Genomic DNA, 18,031 nt, shown 5'->3' with positions numbered 1-18,031 from the left:
GATTTTAATTCTTAACGATAATCGTTAATTCAGCTTCAGTGACCCCCTGTTTTTCTTTCGTTTCGGGGTCGTAAATATTGATTGTTGCTTTCGCTTGGTATTCCCCCTTAGCTAGCGGCGTAATCAAATTGACGTTCTCCACAAACTGATTGGGATAAATCGCTCCTGATGCGTAAACAAGCTCGCCATTCGATAAGGTAATATCAACTGCAATTGGGTAAACATTAGTTCCGGGGTTAACAATTTCGATTGATCAAGCGCTGTTTCCATCTTCAAATACTGCTTCTGGGTTGATCTGCAACGTAAAGTAATTGGCATCCGCAATTTCTTGGGCACGTTCTGAGAGACGTTGATCATTTGCATCGCCGACTTCTGGTAACAGATCTGCACTAATGACCGGTACCGATCCTTTTTGAAAATGGAAATACAAGCCCAGTCCACCGACGATCAAAGCCAGCAATAATAACCACAACAATCCTTTGCGCTTTTTTTGACCCCTTTGTGTTTGCTCCATAGGTCCCACCTCCTTATCTATGGTTTGTCTGCAAGAGCAATCATCAAATTCTAAGAAGATCCGCTTGGAACGAAACGCAGAACAATCTGATATTTCGGTGCCAGCAATTCTTCATAATATCCGCCTTGTTGTAGTTGGTCATCTGTGATCCAGCGTGGGTAAGGACCATAGTAATGGCCCGACAATTTAACAGGAACACGACTTCCTTGAGACAGACGGACAAAATGTTGTTCTGGCATTCTTTCAGATAGTTGGATCTCGGACTCTTCCGACTTGATGCTTAGCCGTAAGAACGGAATCGGGATTATCGATTCTAAGACTTGATCCTGATGTATTGGCGTTACATAATCGAGAGGACTCTCGCCATCAGCCAATAATGTAATTCCTGCAACATCCGTGATAGCAAGCTGCGTGATATACGTATCAACTCGAATCCGAGATTGATTACGAATTTCATAATTCGCACTTTCAAAACTACGGTTGCTCTCTTCTTCATCATAGAGTGATTCAAAAATCATCTTGGTAGGAATCGTGACCTTCAAGTGTCCTAATTTAGAAGACACATCAATGGCAACTAAAAATTGATAAGCCTTGTTTCCTACTTCAAGCAATGCATAGTAAGTACCATCAACACTGATATCGAGTGTAATATCCGTCTCGATCACTTGGATTTCCGAAGAAAGGTCCGCTTCAGTCAGTAGATTCTTCGCTTCAGCTCGACTTTCCCGTAAAATCATTTGATATAATTCATCATTTGATACTAAATCATTGATGGCATAACGATCCAACGTAATATTGTTGGCTCGATAATCGATGCCTTTGATGACCTCTCGATCAACTGTTAGATCTCCTAATGTATTAGCAGAAGGTTTTGAGAGAAAAATAGTTACTTTCGAATCCGTCTCCAAGCGCTCATTCTCTGCTAAATTGATTTGAAAATAGCGGATTTGTTGTTGTGTATCATAATAATCTCCCCATTCGATTCGAGGTGAATCTTTATCGATCATCATCGTGTTTCCCGCTGTATTCTGATAAGTAATTGAGAGCACATCCGCTGACTCTGTCATATAACCAACGATCGAAATGGATTGGTCGCTGACTGGATGTATCCCGGCAGAAAGTTCTTCTGGTACAGTCTCCTCCCAGATATAAGTTCCAGGGTGACTGCCATTGTAATTGTTCATAAACTCAGAAGAGAAAGAAAATGCTATTGGCTGAGAACTATCAATGGAATCATACAGAATCCAACGTCCAGTATATTCATTATTGACTGGGATATTTGGCAAACTAGCTGATTGACTAAAGACGGATCTTGCTCCTAAGGTAAGAGACTTTAATCCTGACATACCTCCGAACAAGTTTGTTACAGTTACAGGAATCTCATTTGTTGACCAACCGCTTATATCCAATTCTGTAATGGCAGCCATGTTTTGAAAAGCACCAGTCATATTCTGAACTTTAGTCGTATTCCAATCTTTTACACTTACTGTCCTCACACTGGCATTTTGAAACATCCAGCTTATATCTTCCAGGCTTCTAGTATTCCAATTATTCAGATCCAAATGGATAATTCCACTTCTGGCAAACATCGTACTCATTGTAGTAACCAGTTGAGTATTCCAGTCACCTATTGAAAGTTCTTCTAAAGAAGTTGTCCCCGCAAACATTCTTGACATATTGGTTACCTTGGACGTATCAAAATTTTCTATGGCCAATTCTTTAAGTGAACTCGTGCCATTAAACATGGCTGTCATGTCAATTACCGAGGACGTATTCCATTGACTCAAGTCAAGACTTTCTAAGGAGCTTGCATTCCCAAACATCCAGTTCATATGAGTAACTGAAGACGTATCAAATTTATTCGCACCTTCGATTGCCTTTAAATTGGATGCCCCGATAAATAATTGCCCTGAATTTGGTGGTAGGACAACCGTTTCTTTAACAACAATAACTTCAGTAGCTATTGACGGGAGTTTCCAAGGTGCTGTATCCACAAGTCCAGCAATCCCACCATAGAGCGTAATTGTTTTTGAAACTTCATCATAGTCCCATGGAACAGTTCCCCAGAGAGAAAGCTGGCGCTGATAAACGAATACAACTATCTGTCCTGTATCCGAGAACGTTCCTGATACATTAGCGGGTACCGTAATTAATTCCCAGCCTTCGACTGTTTTAGCTTCTGCGGTATAAGTGTCTCCGTAATAACCAGTCAATGTTGCACTCTCTGCAACGTCATTTCCAGATTCATCGACAAATTTCACAAGAACTTCTCCAGCTAGAATTCGCTTATAAGTAAAAACGACGGTCTGGTCAGCTCCAGTAAACGTGCCAGTCGCATTTTGAGGAGTTGTCATTAGTTCCCAGCCCGATATGTTCTTGTCTTCTGCGGTATAAGACTCTCCTTGATAGCCATTCAGAGACACGGTATCCGCAATCTCATTTCCAGATTCATCGACGTGCCTAACTGTCACTATTCCTCCAGGAATCCGTTCATATATTGCTTGAATGACTGCTTCACCAGCGCCTTGTACCGTGATCAAGGAAGATTCTGCATAAAGATCATCGACAGAAACCCCAATGCTGCTACTAATCTCCCACTTGACAAACCGCCAATTATCATTGGGTCTTGCCATTATACCTGGAATCGTTCCTGTAGGTGTTGGACTCACAAATTGTTGAGGATTTCCTCCTTCTGGCGGATTAGCAATCAACTGAACCAGAGGATTGTTTCGCTCTACAGAATGATTCGTTACTTGTTCTGATTCTTGCCTATTTGATTCGACGGTATTTTCCTCATTATTGGATTGAGAGATCTCCTCTGCATAAACCATACCTACGGGAATATGCGATAAAAGAATGGAGAAGACAACTAGAAATTTAATCAGTTGATCCATTTTTTTTACTTTTTCCATCATTCCCTCCTTTTGTCTAAACTAGTGATATTAATCATGAGTTTCTTACTCTACCTACTCTACCTAAGCAATAACTATGTTCTTAAACTCGTTTAACGTTCGACCATTTGTTATTGTCTTTTATTTAGGCGCATTCCTTCTTCCGCCTTTTAAAATCAAAAATCTTCGTTTTTAATAAGTAAATAAAAAAACGGACAAATGATTTTGTATAAAGACAAAAATCTTTTGTCTCTAGACAGCGCAGATGAAGTGCGTCCCCCATAAGTAAGCGTCTCAAAAACGAAGGTTTTTGAGACAAAAAATTGAGAAATTCAAATTTCTCGAGATCAATCATAACATCTCAAAAAAAATAAAACCTACCAACATTTTCATTGACTAGTGAAAATATTGACGTGCTGTTCCCTTTCTTTTAAAACAAACATACTTTTTTATAGAGGGTTACATAACAAATAAGCTTCCTTCTTCTAGTGGAGACTATTTGCCAAGTTTTGTCTTTTCAACATTTTTCTTTTCCATAAACAGTTGTTAATATCTTTAACAATCATTTTTTTCTTTCCCTTAACAGCCGATTTTCTCTCTTCAAGGCCGATAAATATATCGTATATTTCATGGTTTGCTTTCCTACTATTCAAAGAAAAAACATAAGTAAACGACTGAAAAACAAATAATTATCTGTTAGAACATACAAATCTGTTATTTTACCCTGTATACTTCAAATAGAAAAAGGGGTATTCTCTCATTAAGAAATGATTATTTAACTGGAGGAATATAGATGTCAGGAATGATTTATGGATATGCGCGGGTCTCTACAAGACAGCAAGACCTTTCACGTCAATTAGATTTACTTGAAAAATATAACTGTCAGAGAATTTATACTGAAAAAATTAGTGGTACTCAAACGAACCGTCCTGAATTGATTAAATTAAAGAAGCGTGTTAAAAAGCATGACCAAATCATCATCGAGAGCTTTTCTCGTCTTGGCCGCAGTACCAAAGACTTAATCGATTTGGTTTATTATTTTGAACAAAAAGGAGTAAAGGTAATCAGTATCAAAGAAAATTTTGATACACAAACCCCGCAAGGAAAGTTAATGATGACGGTCTTTCAAGCCTTTAGTCAATTTGAAAGAGATATTATCGTTGAACGTACAAAAGAAGGACTCATTTCTGCACGAGCAAGAGGAAATATTGGCGGCAGACCACGGGTAGATCCACAACTAATCAGAAAAGCACTTCATCTATACCATGAAAAGGGATGTACAGTAACACAAGTTTGCGAAAAGACGGGTGTAAAAAAAGCGACTTTCTATCGCTACCTAAAAGAACAGTTTGCTTTGCAAAACCGATGTCCTTGACTTCTATTGATAATTAACCATAGAATCAATTTAAAACGACTACTGTCCTATTTTCGTTAAAATTTCTTTTATCGAAAATAGGACAAAGGACTCATTTCTGCACGAGCAAGAGGAAATATTGGCGGCAGACCACGGATAGATCCACAACTAATCAGAAAAGCACTTCATCTATACCATGAAAAGGGATGTACAGTAACACAAGTTTGCGAAAAGACGGGTGTAAAAAAAGCGACTTTCTATCGCTACCTAAAAGAACAGTTTGCTTTGCAAAACCGATGTCCTTGACTTCTATTGATAATTAACCATAGAATCAATTTAAAACGACTACTGTCCTATTTTCGTTAAAATTTCTTTTATCGAAAATAGGACAACAGTCGCTTTTTGTTTGAAACGGGTATTATTTTAGATTTTTACGTATTCTCTGGTTCTTCTTGTTTCTGATAGTATTTTTTTTCGAAATCAGACCATGATCGGCTAAATTGGTGATTGGAAAAGGCTCTCTTTAATCCTGAACTTTGCTTAAAGCGAAAAACTTCCTCTGCATCCATTCCAAGCTCTTTGGCAATACGTTCATCGGCCCAGCCACTAGCCACTAACTGTTGAACAATTTTGCTCATTTTTTCAATGCCATGAGTACCACGGGCTCGATTATGTCTGACAGTAGAAGCCATGCGGTTTTCTAATGGCTTATCAATGACAGTCACTGGCACTTCTTTCAGGTTCAACCGTTCTTTTGCAACTTGATAGCGGTGAAAGCCGTCAATCAGTAAATAGCCTTCCTTTTCGTTGTCAAAATAGCAGACTAATGGCTGTGTGAATCCGTCTTCTCGAATCGACAACTCCAAAAGTTCCAACTCGGGTTCCGCTACTTTATTGGGATTGTAGTGATTGGCGTGAATCTTGTTCAATGGAACCATCTTGACAGCTAACACAGGAAAAGCAATTTTCCCCCTCAAATAGAACACTCCCTTTTCAGAAAATAATAGTTCTTCGTTTGTCGAAAAACAGCGAACCCTTTCATCTGAAACACCGCAACTTCGTCGGGGTGGTTCGTTGTGGCGGTGATTTCTTGATCCGGATGTCTTTTTCGAATATCATAGAGCATTTTTCTTAGCAGCAGAGTCTTTCTGTCTTCAGTTGGCTCTTTTTCATAGAACTCACCAATCTCGATGCGGGCTGCTTTTTTTTCATAGTAAGAAAAGGCGATCACTTGATTCAGTTGATCAACAATCACATACCAGTAGCAATCACTAGAATTAACGAGATAAGGAAATTGTTTTTGATAAATGCGCTCGGCAAAGAACGGACCCATCAATTGATAAAAGTGACTTTTTTTATAGGGTGGAAAAAAGACAATCAGTTGCTCTTTCATTTTTGCCATCTCCTTTGTTACAATTGATCGACTATGACTGATTTTTAGTCAGTCGTTCATACGACTTGCTTAATTTCTTTAATTGATACTTGGGCAGATGCTCAATGCCTAATGCCGCACCAAATTCTGCTGCCAATGCATATAGTTCAGATTCATCCTTCTTTGTCAGCGCATACTGCCGAGTGCTTAGGGAGAAATCATTTTTTTCCAGCGCTTTGGCAATTCCTTTCCAATCATGCCAGAGAATTTCATTCTTCAACCATTCTTTGCGTTTGGTTTCGTCTGGGATTGCTTCAACATTGACACCATATTTGTCCCGATAATGAGCGATCAAAATCGATATTTTGCGGTAATAATGGTCCTGGAGATTCTTGGAGTAAAGACCAATCGATTCCAGCAAAAAGACAGCGTACTCCTGCCAAGTCATGTGGGCAGGTTTTTGGGTATTGTAATGAGCCAACAAAGAAGTCCGTGCATACAAGCGGCCAAAATTTGCGCCAGAAACACGGTTGACGACTTTCTCCCAAGTATCCGGTTCGACTAACGCATATTGAGAGAGTCCTTTTCGTTGTTGCAGACCATAAGGCTGACAAATTCGCATTTGGGAGAGGGATACTCCATACGTATAAAGCTTGTCATAAAAAGCATTCATCTCCCAATCAAAGTGAGCGTATGATCCCCAAACGTCCTCTGTCTTCCAGTCATACAGAGGATAGAAATTGACGATCAGCCCTTGATTGGTTTGATGCTTGATCCAACAATGTCCTTTGTAATTAAAGTTCTTATTCATAATCGCACGGTAGCGGTGCAGACTTTCTTGGGTGCGAATGCCGATGCCGCAGGCAACCGGCTCGCCTTTATGATGATTCGCATACCAAAAGGCAAAATTTTTCAAAAATTTATCCGGATTCAAATTTGCACTTTCATACAGTTCCATCAAAGATTCATCCAGATCTGCTAACGAAATGGCATCTGATGGCATTTCTTGGACCCACTTGTCCCGTTCGGCATCATCCCACATCTTCCACTGAGGCTGAAAAATGCTGGTTGTGTTATCTTCATAGAATGGTAGACAAAAGTGATACACATGAGCCACACTCTTCAAGCGCTTCATTGATTCCATAAAAATACGAGTGGATCGATAATTGGCTTCGATGTCTAAAATCAGCAAGTCAAATTTTTTCCCACTCTTTCGGGCAATTTGGTCAGCGAATTGGACCATTGCACCGCTGTCTTTCCCGCCGCTGAAAGAGAAATAGACATGAGAAAAGGTATCGAAGATATACGTCAATCGTTCTTCTGCGGCTTCCAACACGTTAATATCGCAATATTTCTTCATAAACCCCGCTTCTTTCACTTATTTTTGATTGAATTTGTGCATGTATTCACTTTTATTATAAAGTGTATTGGGTTCGCTTACAAGTCTCCCTCTTAATTGCAAAATCTTTCTTAACGAAATAGAATGACAAAAATTTCTACTTTTTTGTATTTATTTTAACCTCTAGTTAAACGAGCGATTTGTCTCTCACAAGCCTTTCTTGAACTGAACACATCAACTAGTGTCATATGTAAAACCTATGCCCACCAAAGGACAAAAATCCCACTGGACTAGTTGCTAGCCTAGTGGGATTATTCTTCATTCTATTGGAGAATCGTCGTTTATTTTCATTGTTTCGTCCGTCTCTTCATTCGCTCGAGCTTTTTTCCATAAGATATATACAACAAGGATCCCAACCATTAAAACACCGCAATTCAACCATTTCACATCATATAAGACTTGCAAATCTGGCATTGATAATGGATTGCTTCCCGATAGCTGTAACAAGATATTCAGTGGACGGTCAAAGAGAGTTGTCATAATCAGTAGAAAAGCCATCATGACAAATTGATGCGTGACACTCCCCTTATTTTGAGTGGTAAATTTGGCGATCATTCGTTGATCAACAGGCAAAGAAGACTCCTGCGCATACTGCTGATTCAACCAGCTGCTAGTCAAAGATTGCCAAAAGCTTAATAAAAGCAAACCAAGAACAAAACTTTGTGGAAAAAGAAGCACAAACAATGAAAGAGCCAAACCACCAAGCAGAACTGGAACTGTATTTGGAAAAATCCCTTGCAGAATACGTTTGCCTAAGATCATGGACAAAATCATTCCTCCAAGATAAGGCAAATACAAATAGCGAGTCAACGCCTCTGTCCCATGTAGACTTCCTAGATAAAGCGCTCCAAATAAGAAAACAAAATTCCCTAACATGCCATTTAAAAAAGTTAGCACGTTGAGCCATGAGGGCAGCTTCCAATGCTTCTTCGCTCGTCCCAGATAAAATACGGCACCTAAGAAGAGGACAAAGAAACCATAAATCGCCCAATCAAGTAATTGAATATTTGCTAATAAGCGCGCATTTCGCAGCAAAAAGAGTAGCAAGAAAAAGAAAAGAAAAAGAATCAGTTCTTTAAAGGCGATCACTTTTGAATTCATCTGCTTAAAGTCGATGCTATATCTAGGATAGTGGGTAACTGTATGATAAGCCATCACGTAAAACATCGTATACAGGCCAAATGCAGCTATCAGCTTCTTTGAGCTTGACCATTCCATTATCACTAGCAGCAAGATCAGTAAGAACAATGCGAATGGCAGTTTTTTACGAGTCATATTGGTAAATCCCAAATTTTTCTCATGAAGATTAACCGTACGATTCGTGGGAACTAACCATGAGGCACTCAGCCCTAACAAACTACCGGATAAATAGAAAAATGGAAAATAATAAACACCTAGAATTCCGGCAAAGGCCCCCACACCGCCCATCAGCAAAGCGCCAATCAGCAGCGTATAACTATCTAATCCTAAACGTATACTGCGAATAAGAAAAATCCCCGTCATCCGCAATGTATAAAATAAAGTAAAAGGCAGAATCGTTAGCCAACTCTTGCCATCATTCAATCCTAAGAATAACAAATACGGAATCACAATTACCGTATTGCTTAAAAGAAATGGGGTCGTTTGTGCAAACGTCACGAGCCATTTCTTGATTCGTTGAACCATCATGAACCTCCTTGTTTCTCTCTACCAATCACTCATCAGTGATACGATCTATTGACGTGTACAAGTGATCGATTCTCATTTATTATACCTTTTCTATATAAAGACCGCACGGCTTTCCACAAAAAAAAGAAACTGAGCGATAAAGGAATAATTCCTTTATCGCTCCTTTAGAATGTCATTTTACCGCTTGCATCCCTTCTTCCATTGAATTCAGTCATTCGCTATGCTACACTAGCTTTACTTTTGTTTGGCTGACGAACCGCTGCCCCCAACCATGTTCGTTTGGACCAACTCGTTGCGAGTATTCGTGTTTTCGGATGCTCTTTTTGTCGCGTTTTTGCAAAAAAAGAAAGTGGGTGAATCCAAATGATCCAAGTGCAACACCTCAACAAAAGCTTCAAAGTCGCGAAACGTCAAAGTGGTTTTCGTAATGCTGCCAAGGCCCTTTTTCACCGAGAAGTTTCGACGATCCCTGCTTTACAAGATATCAGCTTTACGATCCAAGAAGGAGAAATGGTCGGATACATCGGTCCGAACGGGGCCGGGAAAAGTACCACCATCAAAATCATGTGCGGTGTTTTGATACCTGATGACGGAACGTGCTTGATCAACGGGCGCGTTCCATGGAAAGAACGGATCAATCATGTCCAAGACATTGGCGTTGTCTTTGGTCAACGTAGTCAGCTCTGGTGGGATGTCCCAGTCATCGACAGTTTCGAGCTGATTCGTGATATTTATCGGGTCGATCCGCAAGTCTATCGGCAAAATCTGGAAGAGCTAGTCGCTTTGCTCGATCTAAGCGAAACGTTGAAAACCCCCGCCCGTTCCTTGAGTCTAGGACAACGTATGCGCTGCGAGATTGCCGCTTCGTTGCTCCATGATCCCAAGATTTTGTTTCTAGATGAACCGACGATTGGCCTTGATGCGGTGTCTAAGATCGTAGTGCGCCAATTCATCAAAAAACGTAATCAGGAAAAGGGAACGACTGTCATCCTAACGACCCATGACATGCAGGACATTGAAGCATTGACAGAACGCATTTTACTGATTGGTAAAGGGCAAATTTTATTAGATGGTCAATTGACAGAGTTGAAGCAACGCTTCTCTGACGCCAAAACATTGCAGATCGATTATCAAGGAATCGTACCAACACTTCCAGCAGGCGCCACTGTGACCCAAGCAGAAATCGGGCGATTGGAACTAACGATTGATCCAAAGCAGCTGACCGTGTCGCAGGCCATCACACAGCTTAGCCAGCAAGTGGAAATCACCGATCTGTCTGTTTCCAGTATCACAGCAGAAGAAATGGTCGCTAAGTTGTATAAGGAGTACCATATATGAACAAGTATCAGGCACTCTTTCGCATCCGTTTTGCAAATAGTCTGCAATATCGATCGGCAGCATTCGCTGGAATGGTGACACAATTCGTTTGGGGCATGTTGGAGATTTTAGCTTTTCGCGCCTTTTATCAGACCGATCCAACTGCTTTTCCAATGACCTTCCAGCAAACTGTCTCTTATGTTTGGATGCAGCAAGCTTTCTTAGCATTGTTCATGTTATGGTTTTTTGAAAATGAGATTTTTGATGCCATAGCATCAGGAGCAATTGCTTACGAGTTGTCTCGTCCCATGGATCTTTATAACCGTTGGTTTTGCCAATCAGCAGCGAACCGCTGTGCAAAAGCTTTGCTGCGCTGCCTGCCGATTTTTGCTATCGTCTTTTTGTTGCCAGTCCCCTATCGTTTGGTCTTGCCCGAAAATCTAATGGTCTTACTGTTGTTTATGCTCTCGCTTCTTTTAAGTCTGGGTGTGGTGGTGGCTGTGTCGATGTTGATTTATATCTCGACTTTCTATACCCTTTCTTCTCTCGGGGTGCGGGTCGTGATGGGGGCAATTGGTGAATTTCTCGCTGGTGGCATTATTCCGTTACCTTTTTTCCCACAGCCTTTTCGAAGAATCGTTGAATTGCTGCCTTTTGCCGCGATGCAAAATGTCCCGTTACGGATTTATAGCGGGGATTTGGTTGGACATGCGTTGTGGCAGATGCTGGGAATGCAGCTCTTTTGGTTGGTGGTATTGGTAGCTGGTGGCAAGTTTTGGATGGCTCGTGCGTTAAAACGAGTGATTGTACAGGGGGGTTGAAGATGTCTCTTTACTGGAAATATTTTAGTATCCATTTGAAAAGTCAAATGCAATATAAGGTTTCGTTCTTCTTGACGGCGTTAGGCCAATTCCTTGGTTCCTTTACCGCTTTTCTGGGAATTTTGTTTATGTTTTCCCAGTTCCATCAAGTGGATGGCTTCTCATTTGAGGAAGTGCTGCTGTGCTTTGCGACAGTCCTTTTTTCTTTTTCATTAGCGGAATGTTTTGCCCGCGGTTTCGACCTATTCCCGCAAATGATCGCCAATGGCGAATTTGATCGAGCATTAGTCCGGCCTCGTCCGCTAGTCTTTCAAGTGCTGGCTGCTAAAATGGAATTCACTCGCATTGGTCGGCTCCTGCAAGCATTGCTCTTGTTTTGCTATGTACTGCCAACAAGCGGCATTGATTGGCAGCCAATCAAAGTGCTGACTCTGACTTTGATGATTCTCTGTGGTGCCGTCTTATTCTTTTTTCTCTTTTTGATCTATGCCGCCATTTCTTTTTTCACCCTTCAGGGATTGGAATTCATGAACATTTTCACGGACGGCGCCCGCGAATTTGGCCGCTATCCATTTAGTATCTACGGCAAACAAGTCTTGCGGATCTTGACCTATGTCATTCCAATGGCTTGGTTTCAATACTATCCCTTTTTATTTATCATTGGTCGGCTGGAGCAGCCACTATGGGCGTTCTCCTCATTACTGTGCTTGCCATTTGGCATTCCCGCCCTCTTGTTTTGGCGCTTTGGTCTGAGCAAGTATGTTTCTACCGGTTCGTAATGAAAAAGGAAGTCCTCAGTCGGGGCTTCCTTTTTTCGTAAGTCTGCGGATATTTCTTTTAAAACGATAGGCCAAAAAAGCCGAGCGAGTGTACAAGTCGATCCCAATTGCCAGCCAAACACCAGCGATACCTAAATTCAGAATATTACCTAACACTATCACACCTGCTATTCGTATCACCCACATCCCAAACGCTGTACTATACAACGGTGTCTTGGTGTCTCCCATTCCTTGCAGCACGCCAGCTAGAATGAGACTGATCGCTAATCCTGGTTGATTGAACGCATCGATCCTCAAAGCCACCACGATTTGACGAAGTGCTTCGGGATCTTTCGTGAACAAAGCAGCTACAAATGGAGACCCCACAAATAATCCGATTCCTAAGAGACTAAGAATAATCACACCATATTTTACAGAAAAAAAAGCAATTCGTTTTGTCTCATCATAATCTTTCTTTCCGATACTCATTCCCGTCAGTGTAGCAGCAGCCGTCGCCAACCCATAGGCAGGCATATACACAAAGCTTTCAATACTGCCAGCAATGGTGTGTGCTGAATAGGTTTTGGCACCAATCGCCACGATCAGACCAAAGTACAATACCTGTCCCAAACGCATCACTAACCGCTCTAACGCTGCTGGAAAAGAAATTCGCAACAGTTCGTTGGAACTACTTTTATTCAATCGAGTAAACAATGGGAAAGCGATAACAGAGTGCTGTACTTTTCTATAAAGTAATATCGTACCTAACGTTCTGGCAGTTAATGTTCCTAACGCTGTTCCCATCACACCTAAAGCTGGAATTGACCCTACACCAAAAATCAAGACATAATCCACAACGATATTCAATACGTTCGTAATAATACCGATTTTCATTGGTGTTTTGGTATCTCCGATTGCTCGCAGCATACTCCCTAAAATAGACATTGTTGCAATAACGACAGCTCCGCCCCCTACAATACTAAAAAATTGCAGAGAAGAATCAAGGGCTTCTTTTGTCGCTCCCATGATCGTTAAAAGCTGAGGTCCAGCTACTAAACTTACAATTCCTAGAAAAAGACCAGAAATGATTGCCAACAACAACGATTGCTTAGCGATCTGCTTTGCTTTTTCTAGGTTATTTGCGCCGATACTTCGTGAAATCAATGAAGATGTCCCAATTCCTAAAGCAATGAAAATAGCTATATATACATTCAATATTGCATTAGCCAAACCAACACCTGCAACAGCAAATAATCCGATTTTAGAAACCATCAATGAGTCAATAAAGCCCACTGTCGTTTCCAAGACATTCTCCAAAGTTGCTGGCAATGCCAAATGAATGATTCGTTTCTGGATTTGCATGTCTTTTGGCAAATCTGCATTTAATTTAGTCATATTCTGTCACTCAATTCAACTTGTTGTATTGGGTGATCACCCGTTTCAAGGCCTTCATTTCTTCCTCCAAATCCGATCCTTCACTAACATGCATCAATGCATGATCCGCTTGGGCCTCCAAGAGGATTTGGCTGATTTTTTGAATGGCCGAACGAGCTGAGTTCAACTGGATCATGATATCCCCATAATCTTTATTAGCGACGACCATCTTTTTAATCCCAGAGACTTGCCCTTCAATTTTATTCAGGCGTTTAAGTAATTCATCTGTTTGATGTTCTTTGGCATGTGACATGTCGACTCCTCCTTTAATATAGGGGTACCCTCCACCCCTATATTAATCAAAAATTATTTCCAAGTCAAAAAGTTTTGTTTAAATCCTTCTATTGCTAAAGTCATTTCAATTATCTTTCCTCGGAGGTGCTACAAATCCGCTCATGAATGAGAGAAACAGACAGCAACAAACTCACTTAGTGCAACTTTTACAAGTACTGTCGTTCCATATAGTAATTTTACACTTTGAATATTGTTTTAAACACTATACTGTGAGAAAATCAAAGAAGAAAGATCAACTTAAAAGGAGCGAATCAACATGCAGCCATCTGAAAAGCCAACAACCCATAAAACGCGCAAGCCAAAACGTCTTGTTCTCATCCTCCTCCCTACCCTGGTTGTTGTAGTGTTGGGTCTGTTCTTGAATCACTTCAATTACTGGCCTTTTCAGGGTAGCAAAATAGCCGGTGTCCCTGATGGTCAGCTTGTTCAACTAGAAAATAAACCAGATTTAACGGGTTTGCTACTGGCATATGGTTCGCAACTAAAATTCAACACCACGGCAACCTCATTAACAGTCTATTTTGATCACTATCGCAAAGGTGAATTAAATACTCATGACTCAGTTGCTTCTTTGACTTATGAACAAGATGTTTCCATCAGTGGCTATCTAAACTTTGGTATTGCGGAAGGACAGAATCATTTATTGGTGAAGCTATTCTCCAATGGCGCCATGTCACAAACAGTCACCGATCTTTCCGACTATGACTTTCCCCTTACACAGGAAGACAGACAATTTGGTGCTGTGACTACTATCAAAAACGGCAAAGTGAAACTTGAGAAAAACAAAAAAATCCCGCTGCTTTATTTAGCAGAAGGAAATGATGGACTAAAGATCTATGATGATATGGCGAATAATCTAGCACCAGATAACTTGAAAACCTTGCCAAATGCCTATTTGATTTACCTGGAAATTAAATAACATAAGTCCTTATAATTATCTAAATTGAAGCAGCTTTCTATTTTCTATGAGGAGATATTTTTTTGCACCAACAAATTGTGAACAAAAAGAGTGCTATTTCTTAATTCGTTTTCCTTTACTTTTTTATGCTTTTTACTTATTATTCTTTTGAAATAAGAATAAATTAAAATAAAAAAGGAGAGCAAACATGGAAAAATATCAAGTGTTTCCTGGTCAAGACTATCAGGCAAAGGTTATTGGCTTTAGTGGTTTACAAGATGTTAGCGTTATTCATGTTTACGAAAATACAGCTACAGTGTTGATTCAAGGTACTTCTGAAACAGGAGTTGCGAAACTTTGCAACTTTTCAATCAAAACTGCATCATTGGTGGGATAAAACTTTCAGAGACTGAGGAAACTGATTTTAGGTACAGGATCCCCAAGACAGAAAAAAGGCAGCCCAATTAGTGTTGCTTCGTTGAAACACCAAAATGTATAAAGTATTTTTATTTTATTTATTCAATATCTCTCTACATTATTTGCAAATAATGTTAAAATAAAAAAACAGGAGATGTATCAGGCTTCCCCCAAGAGAATCTTCCCCAAGTGCTCTTGCCTGGTACCTCTTCCTTGTTTGTTTTTCGGAACTACAGAACAATGGTAAGCCATTCTTCTACGAATTTCAAGTGGTCTTATTGCTGAGCAAAACAAAGATTTACTATTCTATTCCCCTCAAATCTCCCAATAAAAAAACATTTCTTCTACTTTTGTTGATAAATTTCCAGCTACGGAGATCTGCTGATAATCCTATCCTCGAATAAAAAAACTGCGAAGGCACTTCTTGTTGAAGCGTCCCCCACAGTCGTTATCTATGACACATTTCTCATTTTGATTTGAATCCTTCTAGTTTGGAATAGTCTCTGTATATACAGTCTTCTTTCCATACAATTCCTGTGTGATTCCTGAAAGATAATCGGCAGAGTTGGTGCTGCGAAGATTATACATTAGGAAAATCCCGTAATTTTCAGCTTTCGTCCGTTTAGCATATTGAATGCTTTGCGCTTGGTTTCTTCCTACTTCTACAGCCGCTGGTCCTAAACGGTCGGCCCCCATTCCAACAAAGTAAGGAACCTGCCAAGAGCCATAATATGGATTCCAGCTATAATCGATCGTCTTTGAAACATTTTCATTATACATTGAATTCTCGGCAGCAGGACCAATATTATATAGTGTGATCAGCTTAACTGTCCCAAGACGATTTCTCAATGCTTGAATAAGCCAAATGAATGACTGATCATTTGGTTGAGGTGTCCCATTCTTCCCGTATTCTGCATACTCATCATCAAAATCGATTCCGTCTAAACCATACGTTTTCACCACTTGTTCTAGCTCCGCAGCAAACGCATCAGCACTGGCATAATCTGTGAAATTTGCAAAACCAGCTCCTTGGTGATTTCCTAATATCTATAAGAGAACTTTTGTGCCTCGTGCTTGTAACGGTTTAATCTGGGTTTCCTTTTCGGCTAGTGTTTTTTGTACTTGCTCATTTAAATGAAGATAGGCTTGCTTTGTCGCTGGATCATAATTGATATTCGCAGCAAAAATGATCCCGATGTCGATTGCAGGTTTGTCCGTTCCGGCTAGCGTATATTTCCCAATGTTTCTAAATTCGTTGTCATTGACTTCAACATACATCACTGTTTTCGGTGTGACTTGATCGGCAGCCTGAGCTTCTAAAACCGGTGCGGCCAAAGAAAAGAGACTTAAAAGAACCATCACCACAAAAGCAACTGTGAATCTTCGAGATGGTTTCACTGCTAGTTGATTCTTATTGTTCACTGTCAACGCCTCCTATAATAATCAGATATTTACACATCATTTACGAAGATTTTTTTTGCATAGAGTCTATTGTTCTGCTGCCATAAGCGCAGCTTCTTTCAATGGGTCATATTCAGGGCTGACCACTTCTTCATACTTAGCAGCCAAAAACACTCGATTCACTTCATAATGAGAAGTGGCACGTTCGATTTGTTGACTTAATTCTTGAACTTGGCGATTGGAAAACTGGTCGTTCTTTCTAGCAAGATAATGCTTAGCAAAAGCTTGCGACTCCGCCAAAGAGTAGCCTTTTGATTCCAAAATCGCCGTTTTTGTCCAGAGAAAGTCCGTCTTCAACAACTGATCGTTTCTTCCTTGGATACCATCGCGGTCAATCGCATAAAGAAACATGCCTCCAGTTTCAGTTGTACGGACATAATTTGCGACACTATAGAGATTGCTGGACTCATAAGGTTCACGGGTATCTCCCCATGTTTGATTGGTACGTTCTTCAGGAAACGAGAGACCGACTAAATACTGAGACCGTTCGATACCTGTCTTTGAGAACGTGTTGTTCCATGAAGACTCCGCCCGCGTGGCATTCGATCCATATTGCTGTGCACCCAAAAAACTGAACGCTGATGAAACAGGAGTAAATGGCTCTAGGGAAAAGATATCTACAGTATCACAAATCAGCAGTGTATCTGTGTCTGACTTTGGTCCAATATAGTGTGAGAGGGCCTCGATCACCCCATGGGCGATTTTCAGTTGACTGGTAGTATAAGTACTTTCCATATCAAAATCAAGGCCATCGATTCCTGGTGTCATATATTTATCTAAAAGCTGCTTTGCATAATCGTCAAATTCTTTTGCTGTTGGTTGGCTCTGCGTTGTAGGAACTTTCAATAGTTCGCGATAATCTAATCCTCGTACAAGCTTTGTTCCTCGCTTGTGTAATTCTGGTGCATAAACATTGGCGACTTCATCAAAAAAGACTTTACTATCTGCATCACTCACATTTGCGTGGAACACATTGACCACATCAATACCATAAGGAATATCTGTCATTCGGATCTGATTATTTTGTTCAGATGGAATACTTTGATCTCTCCATGTGCGGTAATAGACCATAAATGTTTTTTCCGATTTATCAACAGTCGTGGCAGATCCCTCAACCCCAAACAAAAACCCACAAAGCAACAACGAACTAGCGGCAAACAATCCCAAAACGACTTTTTTCATCAACATCCATCCTTTCAGAATAAAATTTGATACACTTTATGTTAGCGCTTACTCAATGAAATATCTAAGAACAAATTATAGGTATTTCATAACAAATTAAAGATTTTTCTTTAAAGTAAAAAAAGAATGCACTAAAAAATAGCAACAAAAGAAGCCCTCTATTCTCATGAGGGCTTTCAGACTGTAGACAAAAGCTGTTCCAAACTCGTAACTCGAGCTTGGAACAGCTTTTTATCTACTTCGTTTCGAAT

At 40.3% G+C, this 18,031-nt stretch carries 15 protein-coding genes and 2 pseudogenes; 7 read left to right on the top strand and 10 right to left on the bottom strand.

The features are described 5' to 3' along the window. Positions 1-4: 4 nt before the first annotated feature. Together AB5Z52_RS05515 and AB5Z52_RS05510 are read right to left on the bottom strand one after the other, a co-directional pair. Positions 5-514 (bottom strand): annotated as a pseudogene (locus AB5Z52_RS05515) (hypothetical protein). A 50-nt stretch (positions 515-564) separates the two neighbouring features. Further along, positions 565-3,426, bottom strand: a complete 2,862-nt coding sequence (locus tag AB5Z52_RS05510) for a MucBP domain-containing protein (RefSeq protein WP_288551538.1) — start codon at positions 3,424-3,426, stop codon at positions 565-567. A gap of 772 nt (positions 3,427-4,198) precedes the next feature. Between AB5Z52_RS05510 and AB5Z52_RS05505 the strand changes: the two genes are divergently transcribed. Beyond that, complete coding sequence (locus tag AB5Z52_RS05505) at positions 4,199-4,780, top strand: recombinase family protein (protein WP_288551537.1); 582 nt, start codon at positions 4,199-4,201, stop codon at positions 4,778-4,780. 93 nt (positions 4,781-4,873) lie between these two features. After that, positions 4,874-5,065 (top strand): helix-turn-helix domain-containing protein, encoded by a 192-nt coding sequence (locus AB5Z52_RS05500; protein ID WP_353939395.1) that lies wholly within the window; start codon positions 4,874-4,876, stop codon positions 5,063-5,065. 125 nt (positions 5,066-5,190) lie between these two features. Here the strand turns inward: AB5Z52_RS05500 and AB5Z52_RS05495 are convergent, their stop codons facing one another. The 4 genes from AB5Z52_RS05495 to AB5Z52_RS05480 all read right to left on the bottom strand — a co-directional run bounded on the left by AB5Z52_RS05495 (position 5,191) and on the right by AB5Z52_RS05480 (position 9,195). Beyond that, the gene (locus AB5Z52_RS05495; protein ID WP_288551559.1) at positions 5,191-5,697 is read right to left on the bottom strand and encodes a ParB/RepB/Spo0J family partition protein; all 507 of its coding nucleotides are present in this window, start codon (positions 5,695-5,697) and stop codon (positions 5,191-5,193) included. Between the two features lie 35 nt (positions 5,698-5,732). Then, on the bottom strand, positions 5,733-6,152 hold the full coding sequence (locus tag AB5Z52_RS05490) for a hypothetical protein (RefSeq protein ID WP_288551536.1): 420 nt from the start codon (positions 6,150-6,152) through the stop codon (positions 5,733-5,735). 31 nt (positions 6,153-6,183) lie between these two features. Then, complete coding sequence (locus AB5Z52_RS05485; RefSeq protein ID WP_288551535.1) at positions 6,184-7,491, bottom strand: DUF3440 domain-containing protein; 1,308 nt, start codon at positions 7,489-7,491, stop codon at positions 6,184-6,186. 297 nt (positions 7,492-7,788) lie between these two features. Continuing rightward, the gene (locus AB5Z52_RS05480) at positions 7,789-9,195 is read right to left on the bottom strand and encodes a hypothetical protein (protein ID WP_288551534.1); all 1,407 of its coding nucleotides are present in this window, start codon (positions 9,193-9,195) and stop codon (positions 7,789-7,791) included. A gap of 366 nt (positions 9,196-9,561) precedes the next feature. Here AB5Z52_RS05480 and AB5Z52_RS05475 point away from each other — a divergent pair, with 366 nt between their 5' ends. The 3 genes from AB5Z52_RS05475 to AB5Z52_RS05465 are packed head-to-tail and all read left to right on the top strand — an operon-like array spanning position 9,562 to position 12,115. Then, the gene (locus AB5Z52_RS05475) at positions 9,562-10,536 is read left to right on the top strand and encodes an ATP-binding cassette domain-containing protein (protein WP_288551533.1); all 975 of its coding nucleotides are present in this window, start codon (positions 9,562-9,564) and stop codon (positions 10,534-10,536) included. Then, complete coding sequence (locus AB5Z52_RS05470) at positions 10,533-11,336, top strand: ABC transporter permease (RefSeq protein ID WP_288551532.1); 804 nt, start codon at positions 10,533-10,535, stop codon at positions 11,334-11,336. Before AB5Z52_RS05475 ends, AB5Z52_RS05470 begins: the two co-directional genes overlap by 4 nt. A 2-nt stretch (positions 11,337-11,338) precedes the next feature. Continuing rightward, positions 11,339-12,115 carry an ABC transporter permease gene (locus tag AB5Z52_RS05465; RefSeq protein ID WP_288551531.1) on the top strand — a complete coding sequence of 259 codons (777 nt, stop codon included), beginning with the start codon at positions 11,339-11,341 and terminating at the stop codon, positions 12,113-12,115. A gap of 15 nt (positions 12,116-12,130) precedes the next feature. Here AB5Z52_RS05465 and AB5Z52_RS05460 read toward each other — a convergent pair whose 3' ends face one another. Together AB5Z52_RS05460 and AB5Z52_RS05455 are read right to left on the bottom strand one after the other, a co-directional pair. Then, on the bottom strand, positions 12,131-13,489 hold the full coding sequence (locus AB5Z52_RS05460) for an MATE family efflux transporter (protein ID WP_288551530.1): 1,359 nt from the start codon (positions 13,487-13,489) through the stop codon (positions 12,131-12,133). 10 nt (positions 13,490-13,499) lie between these two features. Then, positions 13,500-13,781 (bottom strand): metal-sensitive transcriptional regulator, encoded by a 282-nt coding sequence (locus AB5Z52_RS05455; protein ID WP_005470466.1) that lies wholly within the window; start codon positions 13,779-13,781, stop codon positions 13,500-13,502. Positions 13,782-14,078: 297 nt separating this feature from the next. Here AB5Z52_RS05455 and AB5Z52_RS05450 point away from each other — a divergent pair, with 297 nt between their 5' ends. Continuing rightward, the gene (locus AB5Z52_RS05450; RefSeq protein WP_005470464.1) at positions 14,079-14,741 is read left to right on the top strand and encodes a hypothetical protein; all 663 of its coding nucleotides are present in this window, start codon (positions 14,079-14,081) and stop codon (positions 14,739-14,741) included. A 187-nt stretch (positions 14,742-14,928) separates the two neighbouring features. Next, positions 14,929-15,117 carry a hypothetical protein gene (locus tag AB5Z52_RS05445; protein WP_003125527.1) on the top strand — a complete coding sequence of 63 codons (189 nt, stop codon included), beginning with the start codon at positions 14,929-14,931 and terminating at the stop codon, positions 15,115-15,117. A gap of 506 nt (positions 15,118-15,623) precedes the next feature. Here the strand turns inward: AB5Z52_RS05445 and AB5Z52_RS05440 are convergent. Further along, positions 15,624-16,415 (bottom strand): annotated as a pseudogene (locus AB5Z52_RS05440) (endo-beta-N-acetylglucosaminidase H). Between the two features lie 210 nt (positions 16,416-16,625). Then, positions 16,626-17,780, bottom strand: coding sequence for a glycosyl hydrolase (locus tag AB5Z52_RS05435; protein WP_288551529.1), 1,155 nt, complete (start codon positions 17,778-17,780; stop codon positions 16,626-16,628). Positions 17,781-18,031: the final 251 nt, after the last annotated feature.

The sequence above is a fragment of the Enterococcus sp. RTP21361st1_A6_RTP21361_211029 genome (assembly GCF_040910045.1).
Taxonomy (GTDB): domain Bacteria; phylum Bacillota; class Bacilli; order Lactobacillales; family Enterococcaceae; genus Enterococcus_D; species Enterococcus_D gallinarum.
Note: the sequence above shows the minus strand (reverse complement) of the source record. Positions and strands in the feature narration are given on the sequence as shown.